Raw genomic sequence first — 12,957 nt, 5'->3', positions numbered from 1 at the left:
GAATTGTATAGTTGGAAGGAGTTTATTTATGCACAATCGAATTGACATCACTACCTGTGTGATGAAATCAAATGAATTACACTTAAAAGCAGACCCTATTGAGACAAAAATTGAACAATTGGAAGATACAAAACAAATGCTTGTTGACTCAGATAACATGTCATTTGTATATGTTGTAGATATTAATGATCAATTTATGTATGTTGGCCTTAGTGACAATATTTGGGCGAATTTAAAGCACGTCTTACATAAAGATATGAAAGTATTTTTAGAAATTAATAAGGAAGTAATTGAGCTATCAGCCGTTAAAGAAGAGCTATCTTATCTCATCAGTAACATCGAAGGAAATGTGAATTATGGAGACGAGATGGTAGCAAGAGTAGAGGAAGTTTTTTTAGATAAAGAAAATAAGTAACAGAGAGAAAAGAGGGGGGTGTTATTAATGATCAGGCATTGGGATTTATTTTTAGCACCGTATAAACAAGCCGTTGAAGAACTTAAGGTGAAGTTAAAAGGAATTCGTTCACAGTATGATATGAAGTCTACGCATTCACCTATTGAGTTCGTGACGGGACGAGTAAAGCCTGTCGCCAGTATTTTGGATAAAGCGACTCGAAAAGGAATTTCTCTCGATCGCTTAGAGGAAGAGATGCAGGACATTGCGGGACTCCGTATGATGTGTCAATTTACGGACGATATTAAAGCGGTCGTAGAGCTCCTGCGTCAGCGCACAGACTTTGAATTGATTGAAGAAAGAGATTATATTCTTCATAAAAAAGAAAGCGGCTATCGTTCATATCATGTGGTCGTATGTTATCCTGTTCAAACAATTAAAGGTGAAAAGAAAATTTTAGTGGAAATTCAAATTCGTACACTGGCTATGAATTTTTGGGCTACAATTGAGCATTCTTTAAACTATAAGTACAGCGGGAAATTTCCTGAGAATATCAAAAAGCGACTTCAGCGTGCTTCTGAAGCGGCTACTCAGCTCGATGAAGAAATGTCTCAAATACGAGGTGAGATTCAAGAAGCTCAGGCTATTTTCTCACGAAAAAAAGAATCGGCGGAAGAATCTTAGGTATGACTCAGCAACAGCTTTGTACATTGGATGGATAGGGGGAGAGAATTAGGTGGAGAAAATAAAATTTGCTATTACATCAAAAGGCAACCAAATATCAAATACGCTTATGCAAAAAATGAAAACGTATTTATTAGATTTTCATTTAGAATATGATGAAAACCAGCCTGATATTGTAGTGTCAGTAGGAGGGGATGGAACGCTTCTCTACGCGTTTCACCGCTATCGAAACCGACTTGACAAGACGGCTTTTATTGGGGTTCATACCGGCCATTTAGGCTTTTACGCAGATTGGACACCTGATGAGATTGAGAAGCTGGTGATTGCTATTGCAAAGACACCCTATCAGACTGTAGAGTATCCACTGCTCGAAGTGATTATTCGCTACACCAACGGTGGACGCGAAGCTCGATACTTAGCTCTGAATGAATGTACGGTAAAAAGTGTAGAAGGTTCTTTAGTAATGGACGTGGAAATTAAAGGGCAGCGATTTGAAACCTTCCGAGGAGACGGCCTTTGCGTATCCACTCCCTCGGGAAGTACAGCTTACAACAAATCCCTTGGAGGCGCGATTTTACATCCTTCGCTTCAAGCTATTCAAATTGCTGAAATGGCTTCTATTAACAATCGAGTGTTCCGTACGATAGGTTCTCCATTGGTTCTTCCTGGACATCATACAGCGCTGTTAAAGCCTGTCAACGACGCAGACTTTCAAATTACCATTGATCATTTAACTCTTTTACATAAAGATGTAAAGTCGATTCAATTTCGGGTAGCAAGCGAAAAAATTCGATTTGCTCGCTTTCGTGCGTTTCCTTTCTGGCAGCGTGTCAGAGACTCTTTTGTATGTGATGATTAAAGGCAGGGAAGAGAATGAAACAAGTTTTTACGTTGAGTTGGACCGTAGATCATTCTTTCGAGGGTGTAGCGGTTCGTGAATTTTTAAAAGAACATGATATTTCGAAAGCTTCTCTGACGGACATTAAGTTCAGAGGAGGAGCAATTGAAGTAAATGGAAAGCATGCAACGGTTCGATATATTCTGCAAAAAGGTGACGAAATTAAGGTGGCGTTTCCACCAGAAAAAGCAAGTGAAAGTCTGCTTCCTAAAGCAATACCTTTGGATATTGTATACGAAGATGAGTACATATTAGTGTTGAATAAGCAGCCAAACATGCCAAGTATACCTTCTCGAGAACATCTAACGTGGTCACTAAGTAATGCTGTGCTTTATTATTATGAGAAAAATAACATTAACTCGACTGTTCATCTTGTAAATAGGTTGGACCGAGACACATCTGGGCTGCTTATTGTCGCTAAGCATAGGCACGTTCATTACTTATTCTCTAAAGCACAAAAAGAACATGAAATTAAACGCGTGTACCGAGCTTTTGTTCATGGGAAGCTTGTTGGCAAAGAAACGATAGAGGCACCGATTGGCCGAAAAGAGTCAAGTATCATCGAACGGGAAGTAAGAGAAGATGGGCAGTTTGCTATTACACACTATACGGCGCTTCGTCAGTATTCTTCTTTTACAGAAGTTGCTCTTTCGCTTGAGACGGGGAGAACTCACCAAATTCGTGTTCATATGGCTTATAAAGGATATCCACTGCTTGGAGATACCTTATATGGAGGAACGAATCATCTTATTTCTCGTCAAGCTCTTCACAGCTATGAGCTCACTTTTTTTCATCCTTTTTTACAAAAAACTTTGTCTTTTACAGCACCTTTGCCGCCAGATATGCAGAAATTTCAAATCGTAAAAGAAAGTCGCTTTTTTTAATGAAAAGCGACTTTCTTTTTACACGAAGTGATTAAATTTTTCCTCTACGTAAGGCATAGATGAAGGCACCGATATAATATTCCTTTCAGGATACTGAAACGCCGTTAAAGCCCCTCCAAAAACTGCGCCTGTATCAATATTAATGGTATTATGAATTTTTCTGGCTTTTACTACGGGTGTATGCCCATAAACGATAAACGGTTTTCCGTTATAATGTTTGGCCCAATCCCGTCGGACAGGCATGCCGTTTAGATGTTTTTCACCCGTAATGTCTCCATATAGCACAAAGGTTTTTACTTTTTTATCCGTTCTGCCGATGTATTCAGCTTTAAGACCGGCGTGAGCAATAATTAATTGGTTTTGATCAAGCTGCACATATAGAGGTGATTGTTCATAAAGCTCAATGAACTTTTTTTTAATGAATTTCTGTTCTCTTGAAGGTAAAGCTTCGTACTCGGCAACGGTCGTTTCTAATCCATGAGTAATTTGCACTTTGTTACCGCAAAAGAAGCGATATAGCTTATTGCAGTGATTGCCTGGACAGTAGTAAGCTTGCTGATGCTTTATTACAAGTGACCATACGAGCTCAATCACTTTTAGTGAATGAGGTCCTCGGTCTGTTAAATCACCTACAAATCCAAGGCGCCGTCCGTCAGAGTGGACAGGAATCCCGTCTTGCCATTCATACCCAAGTTTTTCTGTTAACGCTTTTAATTCATCATAGCAACCATGGATATCGCCTATTATATCTACTTTCATCTTTTATCCACATCCTTAAAAGGTTTTTCCTTTGACGATATAAAATTACCCTTATATGGAGCAAACTATGTGTAGAACTTATATATTATTGGGAAAAGAGTAAAGAGCTGTGAGTTGAAAAAAAACAAAATTCATCATAAAGTTAAATGAGTTTTGTGCGACAGGGAGGTTGAAGACATGACAGATTCAATTGAAAAAGAAGAAAAGGCATGGTTCGCCGAACATTTATTATCACTTTTAGAAAAAAATGAAATCGATGCATTTCGTGAAGAATTTTTACATATGCATACGTATGACCAAGCTCAATTTTTTGAAGAATTAGATGAGCCTTCTAGATTTGCGCTGTACGAGATGTTATCTCCGGAAGAAATGGCGGATATCTTTGAAAATGTAGAGATACGAGAAGAAGATTATCAAGAAATTCTCTCAGAAATGCATCCCAATTTTGCAGCAGACATGCTGTCGAAAATGTCGGCGGATGATGCCGTTGACGTCTTAAATGAATTGGATAAAGAACAAGTGGCGAGCTATTTAACGATTATGGATGAAGAAGCAGCCGATGAAATTAAAGAGCTGCTTCATTACGAGGAATATACCGCTGGAAGTATTATGACGACTGAATTTGTGGCCATTCGTGAAAATCAAACCGTACATTCAGCCATGCACATTCTACGCAGGGAAGCTCCAGAAGCGGAAACAATTTATTATGTATTTGTTATTGATGAACAAAAGCATCTAGCAGGTGTTATTTCTCTTCGTGATTTAATTATAGCAGATGAAGATACGATGATAAGCGAAGTTATGAATGAACGAGTCGTATCCGTATCAGTAGCAGAAGACCAAGAAGAAGTTGCGCGTATTATGCGCGATTACAACTTTCTTGCGCTTCCAGTTGTTGATTTTCAGCAGCATCTTCTCGGGATTATTACGGTTGATGATGTGATGGATGTTCTTGATGAAGAGGCATCGGATGACTATTCTAAATTAGCCGGTATTAGTGATGTAGATGATACGATTGACCACAATCCTTTAGTAGCGGCCAAAAAGAGGCTGCCTTGGCTTATCATTTTGCTGTTTTTAGGAATGATGACAGCGAGTTTAATTGGACGTTTTGAAGATACTTTGAATCAAGTAGCTATTTTAGCTGTATTTATACCTTTGATCGGCGGTATGGCTGGTAATACAGGAACACAGGCACTAGCCGTTGCGGTTCGCGGACTAGCGACGGGAGAAATCGAAGAAGAAAGCAAATTTAAGCTGTTAATGCGAGAAGCAGCTACCGGAATGATTACGGGCGCATCATGCGGACTTTTAGTTGTATTAATTGTTTATATTTGGCAAGGAGATCTTATTTTAGGCGCTTTGGTAGGCGTGTCTGTATTTTCAACATTGATTGTGGCTACACTTGCAGGAGCGTTTATCCCGCTTCTCATGCACAGGTTCAAAATTGACCCTGCAGTCGCATCAGGACCATTTATTACAACGATCAATGATCTTATCAGTATTTTAATTTACTTCGGTCTAGCGACAACATTTATGAGTTATTTAAAATAATGAAGGGACTTTAGAATTCGGCATGAGTAATCATGTCGGATTTTCATTATCAGTTCATATAGTTGACAGAGAACCTTCAAGCTTTTATGATTAACCTTTAATTTTGAATACTAACGTCTTCGTTTTATAAATAGCGAAGGTAAAAGGAGGGGAATCTAATGGAACAGCACGCGTCCTTTACATCACTTGTTATCGTCATTAGTTTGGCCTTTTTAACGCCTATACTGTTACATCGGTTTAAACTCAACATTATACCTGTAGTCGTAGCTGAAATTATTATGGGATTAATTATAGGGAAAAGTGGTTTTGACCTTGTGGAGCAGGATATGTGGCTTGAAACACTTTCCACTCTAGGCTTTATCTTTTTGATGTTTTTAAGTGGTTTAGAAATTGATTTTTCTGCTTTTGCTGGAGGAAATTCAAAAGACAAAAAGGTATCAGGAGCGAAGGTGCCAAATGCTTTTTCCATTTCTATACTAGTGTTTGCAGCTATCTTTGCGGTTTCACTATTTTTGTCCTATGTTTTTGTATGGACAGGTTTTATTGATAATGCCTTTTTGATGACGCTTATTATTTCTACCATTTCACTAGGAGTAGTAGTGCCGACATTAAAGGATGCACAGATTATGAAAAAGCCGATTGGACAAACCATTTTATTGATTGCGGTTATTGCGGACTTAGTCACGATGATTTTACTAGCCGTATTTGCTTCCGTCTATGATAAATCAGGAGATAGCAATACATGGTTGATTTTAATTTTATTTGGAGTAGGAGTGATTTTATACTTCATAGGGAAGCAGTTTAAAAACCGATCGTTTCTTGAAACAATGTCTAAAGGTACAATTCAAATCGACACGCGCGCCGTATTTGCACTCATTATCATTCTGGTGGGCCTTTCGGAGTCGATTGGTGTTGAAAACATTTTAGGCGCGTTTTTAGCGGGATCACTCGTTTCTCTTCTAGCTCCTAACAAAAACTTAGTTCATAAATTAGATTCGTTTGGCTATGGATTTTTAATTCCTATCTTTTTTGTGATGGTAGGAGTGAAGCTTGATGTTTGGTCATTGTTCAGTGATAAAAAAGTGCTGATATTAATGCCTTTATTATTTATTGCATTGTTGATATCCAAGCTAGTCCCAGCGTTAATCTTAAGAAAATGGTATGATATGAAAACCGTTTTGGCATCGGGTTTTCTTTTAACATCGACTTTATCACTCGTTATTGCGGCAGCAACGGTGGGTGAAAATATTGGTGTTATTGATTCGCAAATGTCCGGTGCGCTGATTTTGGTGGCGATTATTACCTGTATTATTACACCTATTATCTTTAGAAAACTGTTTCCAAAGCCAGAAATCAGTGACAGAAAGCTGAAGGTTAATATGCTCGGTGCAAATCAATTTACACTCCCGGTTATTCGAGAAATGGACCTTGATATATATGATGTTACGATTTATCATCCTACTCAGGACAAAATTGAAAACCGTACGTCGGATTCCATTTTTAATATCGTCGACATCGATGGATATAATAAGGAAACTTTAATGCGTATGGGGATTTTAGATGCGGATGTATTAGTTGTAACAACAGGGGAAGAAGAAAGAAATAGCGACATTGCTCTATTTGCAAAAAAATATGGTGCAGAACGGGTTATTGCCCGCGTAGAAAGTCCTGTATTAGATGAAAAGATGAAAGAAAATAACATTGAAGTTTTTTCTGTGCTGTTATCTACGACTGCATTGCTAAAAGCTTTAATCGAATCGCCAAATATTTTAAATATCTTAACGAATCAAGAAACAGCACTTTATCAAATTAATATGCGTAACCCTAAATACGAGGGGGTAGAGCTTCGTAAGTTCCCATTTACAGGAGATGTGATTTTTGTTCGAATCTTTAGAGGCAAAGATTCCATTGTACCTCATGGCGATACAGAGCTTGAATTTGATGATCGTTTGATTGTAACGGGGTCTCGTTCGTATGTGAATGAATTGCGTATGCTTCTTGAGTATAAAATTAGATAAAGGTATCTAGGTAGGTTTAGTTTTCTATGTTATTGAATGAGAGAAAGAGGCTGGGACAAAATTATTTTAGCTGAAGTGAAAAACGAACCACTGATCAAAATGTTTGATTAGTGGTTCGTTTTTTTTGTTGTTTTGAAAATAAGTTTCATCGGCCGCCCGCGGAAAGCGAAGTCTTGCACGGAAATCAACTGCGGTGTAACAAGCGGTTCAGCTCATGTGTCCCATTTGTGCGTCTTTAGATTGAATTAATTTCGTTATGTCTCAACCTCTTTTATTGTGTTTTCTCAAATGCTGGAAATAAAAGGACAGCGCTGCTTTTGGTGTTAAAAAGGCTACCGCAAAAAAATAAACAAGTTTTTCCGTGTTCAAGCATACATTTTTAAAAGAACGATAACAAGCAATTGGAGGTATGCTTCATGACTAACTCAAAATCTAAGTCAGAAGAAAACGAGCCGCTAATGTACATTGTCCAGCCAAACGCTACGCAAAATCAGCGTTCTATGCAATATTATTTTAGTTCAAAACAGCAAGACAATAAAGGAATAGATAAAGAGCACGTGTTAAAAGAAGAGCCCAGCTTTTCTTCCATTCAAGAAGTCAAAGAGCCTGACGTAGAAAAAGTGGAAGCGATTAAGCAAGAAAAAGAGGAAGAGCGTTCAATTGTTCCCGTGGATATACCGCAATCAGAGACTAAAAAGCCAAATAAAATGTTTCAGTCTATGACGATTAAAGAAAAAGTTGATTTTCTATGCAGTTTCCCGCCTCATATGTCTCAGCCAATTTGTGAAATTACGTGTCAAAACCAAAAATATATAGGAACAATTTTAGAATTAAAAGAAGGAAGTTTATACGTGAGCGTTCCTCCTAATAAAGAGAAAACAGTATTGACATTTCATGATATTCAGACCATATCTATCATTAAAATTTAAGTAACTCTAAAAGCTAACAGTGAAGAAGCACGTTAGCTTTTATTTTCATAAGTTTGTGAATGCACGGAGGAATGAAAATGACATGGATTTATCTAACATTATTTGTCTTTGCAACATTTCGACTTACTCGTCTAATTGTTTTTGATAAAATCACAGCGTTTATTCGTAAACCGTTTCATAAAATTGTAGAAGATCAAGATGAACAAGGAAATACGGTAACTTATCTAGAGATAAAAGGGAAGGGACTGCAAAAGTGGATTGGAGAGCTGCTCAGCTGTTATTGGTGTACGGGCATATGGTGTGCGGTAGGGATTTATTTTAGTTATGTAGCGTTCCCGCATATTGCTATTCCTATCATTACAATCTTAGCTATTGCAGGATGTGCAGGAATCATAGAATCATTTATGAAATAAATGGACGAGTTAAAAGACATATTGAACATCAATATGTCTTTTAATAATTAAGGGAAATTCAGCACTACTTTATTAAAAAAAGGGATGCCTTCTTGCCACTCTTCGCTATAAAAAAAGCCTTCTAGAATAAATGAAGTCGTATCAGAGGACAGGGGAATGACTACTTGAAAAGAGTCAAATAGTAATTTGTCTTTTGGCCTTAATACGGTTTGCTTAATAGGTTTGATCCAATATTCACCGTCATTTTGAATTTTTTCGTTCCATTTTGGATGAGCATAGCGCCATTCTAAAGAAGAAGAGGGGATACTGGAAACTTCAATGTCTTTTTCATCAATGATCTTCCCGCTTAATATAGCCGAAGCAGTGGGTTTCATTTTTAAGCAAAGCACCGGAGAGCGTAAAGTACTGCTCGTTTGATTTTGAATAATTACGTTGCCGAATACCGTCAGCTCGCTTTCATCTTGTTCTGGCAGCAGTATAGAATGTTGAAAGAAACAGAGGATATCACTCTTTTCGAACCTTTCCACAGGTTTCTCCACAATTTTTTCGATTACTTTTTCCACGATCTTTTCTTCAATAACGGGCTGTTTTCTCGAGGCTTTTTCCCGAAATGCTTCTGCAATAATTTTTTGTTCAGAAAGCTCGTTTCTTAGTAAATCCAGCTCTTTTTCTAATCCTTCAATTTCTACTTCTTTTTCAGATGTAGAAAGCGTCTCAGCGTGTTTTTTCTTCCAAAACGATGTATTTTCTTTTTCTCGTTCTAAAGCTCGTTCATAGCTTTTTAATTGGTTTTGTACGTGCCGAATTTCCGATTTATAGTGAATGAGCTTTTGTTTTAATTGTGTTAAATCATCTTTAGGGGAAGGGGAGTTACGACTCATCTAGTAGTCTCCTTTCCTGCTGAGCTATGAATTAAGTTTGTAAACCTGAGCTGCCCACAGCAGTTTTATTTATATGTATGCACAAAGCTTGTAAACGATGAAAAAAGAGGAGAAATATTCTCCTCTGGCTTTTTATCTCGTTAATCAAAGTCGTGAAGGTCGAAGTCTGACTCTACGTCGTCTCCATCAAAATCATCGTGATGCGGCTTTCCAGGAAAAATAGCATCACATTGAGGTGGATATTCAATAGGTGAGCAGCTGCTTGTGGAAATGATTTCAGGGCGAGGATAGCAGAAGCTTCCCTCTACTTCAACTTTTACATCTTTTTCAATTTGGACACTTAGGCACAATACAAGATCAAAACTTAGTTGCTGTAAGTGACAATCTGATAATCTGAGAGAACCATCAGTTCCTTCAAAAGATTCAAGGTGTACAACAGGCTCTGTTCCTTCCGGAGCGCATAAATAGAATGTCTGATGTATTTTCCAAGGAATAACGCTAGATTCAACCTCATCGTGTTTGTGATGTCCACTCAATTCAATTAACTTAACTCGGTAAAAGCCGCTAATTGATAATTTTACTTCATGAAGAACAACAACTTCTCCATCTGGTAACACAATTTTTTTAGGTCTGCGACCACCGTGTGGCACAAGCTCAATCACGTTATCAAGTGCGTCTTCATCTGAAGGATCTACAGGGTGACCTTCACTATCTGTTAAAACAATTTCCACTTCTACGTCATGGCCCAAATCTTTAAGTGCTTCTTCTTTAAATAATGAAGTATCATTCGTAAAGATTTGTGGTAAAACAACTTGACGTCTAACCCAGTCGTACACTTTAGGCACGCGGATACATAATGATTCAAAAAGTTCTGCCATTTTTAAACCTCCTAATTGTAATTGTCCTTCCTTTACGCTTTTTATTACTAGGTATCGGACTACTATAGTGTATGAATGACCTGCTTTTATGTTCCTTAGTAAAAGCGGAATTTATCGGAATAAATTCTAGTTGGAGCGAGCATAAAAAATGAAGGAAATAATAAACTCAATTACAGCATATTCATGTTAATAAAAAGTGTTATTCATCTTTAACTGATTTTTTAGAAGCTGTGGGTTATTTATAATGGAGGAGTGAAGGGCATGAGTGAGGAAAAAACGAAAAAATATATTGCTTCATTGAAGTCGGAGTTGGCTTTTTATAAAGAAGAATATCAAAAATTCAAGCACCAAGAATTTGAATATGAAGATATTAAGGAAGAGTTAGTGGAATTACAGCAAAAGCATGAAGACGAAAAAAGAAAACTAGAGGAAAAAATAGATTGGCTGAAAGCATGCGTTAATGAACAAAAATCAAAAACCGAACAGTCCATTGTACAGTACAATCATCAAGCCCAAGGCACCGTTCAAGAAATGCAAAATCGGCTGCGTGAAGTGGCAGAGCAAAGGGGAGGAGAAAGGCCAAGAGTAAGGAAACCAAAAAACAGCACGGATTTATTTTTGTCCCTGCAGCGCAAAATGGACAAATAAGATAGAACGTCTTTCTTTAGTCCTGAATATAATGTTATAGATAGGATGCTGTGAAAAGGAGGGAAACATGATGTATTATCATTATAATTATAATCCTAATCAATACCCTCAGCCCCTGCCTTATCATCCACAACCAATGACAAAACAATCGGTAAAGAAAGGGCAGTCTATTCCTAAGCCAGTCCAGTACCCTTCTCCAAAACAAGGTGGTTGCGGCTGTGGTTCAAAGTTACCAAAGCGATAAGCAATAGAAGCATTGTCACTCGGACAATGCTTTTTTACATTAGAGTGGAGAGAGGTGTAGAGATGCCGGATTTTTTCGATGAATTTGAACGTTTTTTTGAACAGCATATGATGGGAGAACATAGAAAGAGAATGAACGAAGTAGAAAAAGCAGAAAAGCAGATGGAACAGCAGGAGGGGAAACTGCAGCAAAATGTAAAAAGAATTGATGAGCAAGATGCTGAAGATCCTTTTGGACAATGAAATTTAATGTACACAGTTGAAAAGCCCATACAAAATCATTTGAGTGAACATACAGTATAGAGAGTAAAACAGAGGGGGTGTAATATTATGGGCTGCGGATTTGGCTACGGTGGTTGTGGTTACGGTGGTGGCTACGGCGGTGGTTTTGCGTTAATCGTTGTATTATTCATTCTATTAATTATTGTTGGTTGTGTTTGTTTTTACAATTAATCCCTTCTATGAATAAGGCACCGAAAAGTGCGGGTGAAGTTTCACTCGCACTTTATTTTTTTATTAAATGTAAAGGGCACCATCTAGGCACATGGTGCATACGATGAAGTATAAATAAAGGAGGTCATGCAAAATGGATAATAATATGTTTAAAAATATAGAAAAGAAAACAGGCGTTAATATGAAGGATATTTTTGAACTTGCGAATTCTGTACAAAATGCTAATTTTAAAGATGAGCAAACGGTGCGTAATATTGTGAAGCGAGTAGCACAAATTGCGAATAAGCCAATTTCAAAACAAAAAGAAGAACAAATTGTTAAGGCGATTGCAAACAATAATCAATCCATTGATTTTGCGACCATCGCTAAAATGCTAAATGAGAAAAAATAATTTAATGTTTTTATATAAAGCCCTGACGTGTCAGGGCTTTTTTCTATTTATGCAATTTCATTTGTTTGAAATGCGTTAGAATCAAGATCAAACAGTTCCGGATGCTGTGCTAAGTAATTAATTTCTTTAATACGATGAGCGAGAGGGGGGTGAGTTGAAGTAGCTTGAGTCAACCACATAAAAAAACCTTTTTCCTGTGAGTGCGTATGAACAAATTCCTCCTGATTTACTTTTTTATTTAGACAATGACCAACCGCAAGTATAGTGAGTGCTTGAGTGGCAGCTTTTGCATCCCCAATCGCAACGGAAGCTATGCGATCACACGTATATTCACAGGCCCTAGAGTAAGCTTTTCCTAAAAAAGGAACCCAAAGAGCAGGTAGAATAAGTGAGTGGTAGAGTGTATGCTTACGTTTGATATGAACTAATTCGTGGGCAATAATAAAAGAAAGTTCTTTTTCTTGATTATCTTCAATCATTTCAACAATGTCGGAGTATAAAACGACAAAGTGACGTCCAAAAAAACGTGTAGCAAACGCGTTTAACAAGCCGCCTGATTGAACAATATAAATATCGGGCAGCTCTAAATCCAGCTCTGAAGATAAATGTTTTGCCTGATGATAAGTGTGCGGGAACTGCTTCTCTGTCAATCTAACTCCATTATTGCGAATTTGAGCAATAGAGAAACCGTGGAGTATAAATGTAATTAAAAAACCGATTACAAGATAAATAATACCAACGAGTGAAATAATTAAAAAGAAATAGGTTAATAAGCTGATAACCATACACAGAATGAAAAAAATCTTTTCATTTTCATGAATAAGCTTTGCGTTCAATAATGGAGCCCCCTAAAATATAGTAGTACAGTACATAACGTAGTGTAACGCATCCACTTATGAATATCTACCTCTTAGTGGAATATTTGGTTAA

Annotated in this window: 17 protein-coding genes; 13 read left to right on the top strand and 4 right to left on the bottom strand. The window is 37.4% G+C overall.

Annotation, left to right across the window (positions count from 1 at the left end; all coding sequences use genetic code 11):
- Positions 1-28: 28 nt before the first annotated feature.
- The 4 genes from AC0KUU_RS16685 (at position 29) to AC0KUU_RS16670 (ending at position 2,860) form a co-directional block, all read left to right on the top strand.
- Positions 29-415: a UPF0738 family protein gene (locus AC0KUU_RS16685; protein WP_028407485.1), complete on the top strand. Its 387-nt coding sequence runs from the start codon at positions 29-31 to the stop codon at positions 413-415.
- A gap of 27 nt (positions 416-442) precedes the next feature.
- Positions 443-1,078, top strand: a complete 636-nt coding sequence (yjbM, locus tag AC0KUU_RS16680) for a GTP diphosphokinase (protein WP_028407486.1) — start codon at positions 443-445, stop codon at positions 1,076-1,078.
- Positions 1,079-1,139: 61 nt separating this feature from the next.
- Complete coding sequence (locus tag AC0KUU_RS16675) at positions 1,140-1,937, top strand: NAD kinase (RefSeq protein WP_025749877.1); 798 nt, start codon at positions 1,140-1,142, stop codon at positions 1,935-1,937.
- A 14-nt stretch (positions 1,938-1,951) separates the two neighbouring features.
- On the top strand, positions 1,952-2,860 hold the full coding sequence (locus AC0KUU_RS16670; protein WP_322551732.1) for an RluA family pseudouridine synthase: 909 nt from the start codon (positions 1,952-1,954) through the stop codon (positions 2,858-2,860).
- Between the two features lie 18 nt (positions 2,861-2,878).
- Here the strand turns inward: AC0KUU_RS16670 and prpE are convergent, their stop codons facing one another.
- Complete coding sequence (gene prpE / locus AC0KUU_RS16665; RefSeq protein ID WP_043980458.1) at positions 2,879-3,619, bottom strand: bis(5'-nucleosyl)-tetraphosphatase PrpE; 741 nt, start codon at positions 3,617-3,619, stop codon at positions 2,879-2,881.
- A 177-nt stretch (positions 3,620-3,796) separates the two neighbouring features.
- Between prpE and mgtE the strand changes: the two genes are divergently transcribed.
- From mgtE to AC0KUU_RS16645, 4 genes are all read left to right on the top strand, one after another.
- A complete protein-coding gene (gene mgtE / locus AC0KUU_RS16660; RefSeq protein WP_043980456.1) occupies positions 3,797-5,173 on the top strand; it encodes a magnesium transporter in 1,377 nt (458 codons plus the stop codon).
- 158 nt (positions 5,174-5,331) lie between these two features.
- A complete protein-coding gene (locus AC0KUU_RS16655) occupies positions 5,332-7,191 on the top strand; it encodes a monovalent cation:proton antiporter family protein (RefSeq protein WP_322551734.1) in 1,860 nt (619 codons plus the stop codon).
- A 416-nt stretch (positions 7,192-7,607) separates the two neighbouring features.
- Positions 7,608-8,120 (top strand): CotO family spore coat protein, encoded by a 513-nt coding sequence (locus tag AC0KUU_RS16650; protein WP_043980452.1) that lies wholly within the window; start codon positions 7,608-7,610, stop codon positions 8,118-8,120.
- A 77-nt stretch (positions 8,121-8,197) separates the two neighbouring features.
- Positions 8,198-8,533, top strand: a complete 336-nt coding sequence (locus AC0KUU_RS16645; protein WP_035334808.1) for a DUF1360 domain-containing protein — start codon at positions 8,198-8,200, stop codon at positions 8,531-8,533.
- 47 nt (positions 8,534-8,580) lie between these two features.
- Here the strand turns inward: AC0KUU_RS16645 and AC0KUU_RS16640 are convergent, their stop codons facing one another.
- Both AC0KUU_RS16640 and AC0KUU_RS16635 read right to left on the bottom strand, forming a co-directional pair.
- Complete coding sequence (locus AC0KUU_RS16640; protein WP_162213631.1) at positions 8,581-9,414, bottom strand: OmpH family outer membrane protein; 834 nt, start codon at positions 9,412-9,414, stop codon at positions 8,581-8,583.
- Between the two features lie 140 nt (positions 9,415-9,554).
- Complete coding sequence (locus AC0KUU_RS16635; protein WP_043980442.1) at positions 9,555-10,292, bottom strand: BMQ_0737 family morphogenetic spore coat protein; 738 nt, start codon at positions 10,290-10,292, stop codon at positions 9,555-9,557.
- 261 nt (positions 10,293-10,553) lie between these two features.
- Between AC0KUU_RS16635 and AC0KUU_RS16630 the strand changes: the two genes are divergently transcribed.
- The 5 genes from AC0KUU_RS16630 to spoVIF all read left to right on the top strand — a co-directional run bounded on the left by AC0KUU_RS16630 (position 10,554) and on the right by spoVIF (position 12,027).
- On the top strand, positions 10,554-10,940 hold the full coding sequence (locus AC0KUU_RS16630) for a hypothetical protein (protein ID WP_043980440.1): 387 nt from the start codon (positions 10,554-10,556) through the stop codon (positions 10,938-10,940).
- A gap of 67 nt (positions 10,941-11,007) precedes the next feature.
- Complete coding sequence (locus AC0KUU_RS16625) at positions 11,008-11,184, top strand: hypothetical protein (protein ID WP_164797097.1); 177 nt, start codon at positions 11,008-11,010, stop codon at positions 11,182-11,184.
- A gap of 62 nt (positions 11,185-11,246) precedes the next feature.
- Positions 11,247-11,426 carry a hypothetical protein gene (locus tag AC0KUU_RS16620; protein WP_043980438.1) on the top strand — a complete coding sequence of 60 codons (180 nt, stop codon included), beginning with the start codon at positions 11,247-11,249 and terminating at the stop codon, positions 11,424-11,426.
- 87 nt (positions 11,427-11,513) lie between these two features.
- Positions 11,514-11,636, top strand: a complete 123-nt coding sequence (locus tag AC0KUU_RS16615; RefSeq protein ID WP_013055448.1) for a YjcZ family sporulation protein — start codon at positions 11,514-11,516, stop codon at positions 11,634-11,636.
- Between the two features lie 133 nt (positions 11,637-11,769).
- The gene (spoVIF, locus tag AC0KUU_RS16610; RefSeq protein ID WP_013055449.1) at positions 11,770-12,027 is read left to right on the top strand and encodes a sporulation-specific transcription regulator SpoVIF; all 258 of its coding nucleotides are present in this window, start codon (positions 11,770-11,772) and stop codon (positions 12,025-12,027) included.
- Positions 12,028-12,074: 47 nt separating this feature from the next.
- Here spoVIF and AC0KUU_RS16605 read toward each other — a convergent pair whose 3' ends face one another.
- Entirely contained in the window at positions 12,075-12,863 is a 789-nt protein-coding gene (locus AC0KUU_RS16605; protein WP_238939894.1) for a M48 family metallopeptidase, read from the bottom strand.
- Between the last annotated feature and the right edge of the window lie 94 nt (positions 12,864-12,957).

This window comes from Priestia sp. ST2, assembly GCF_055810735.1.
Note: the sequence above shows the minus strand (reverse complement) of the source record. Positions and strands in the feature narration are given on the sequence as shown.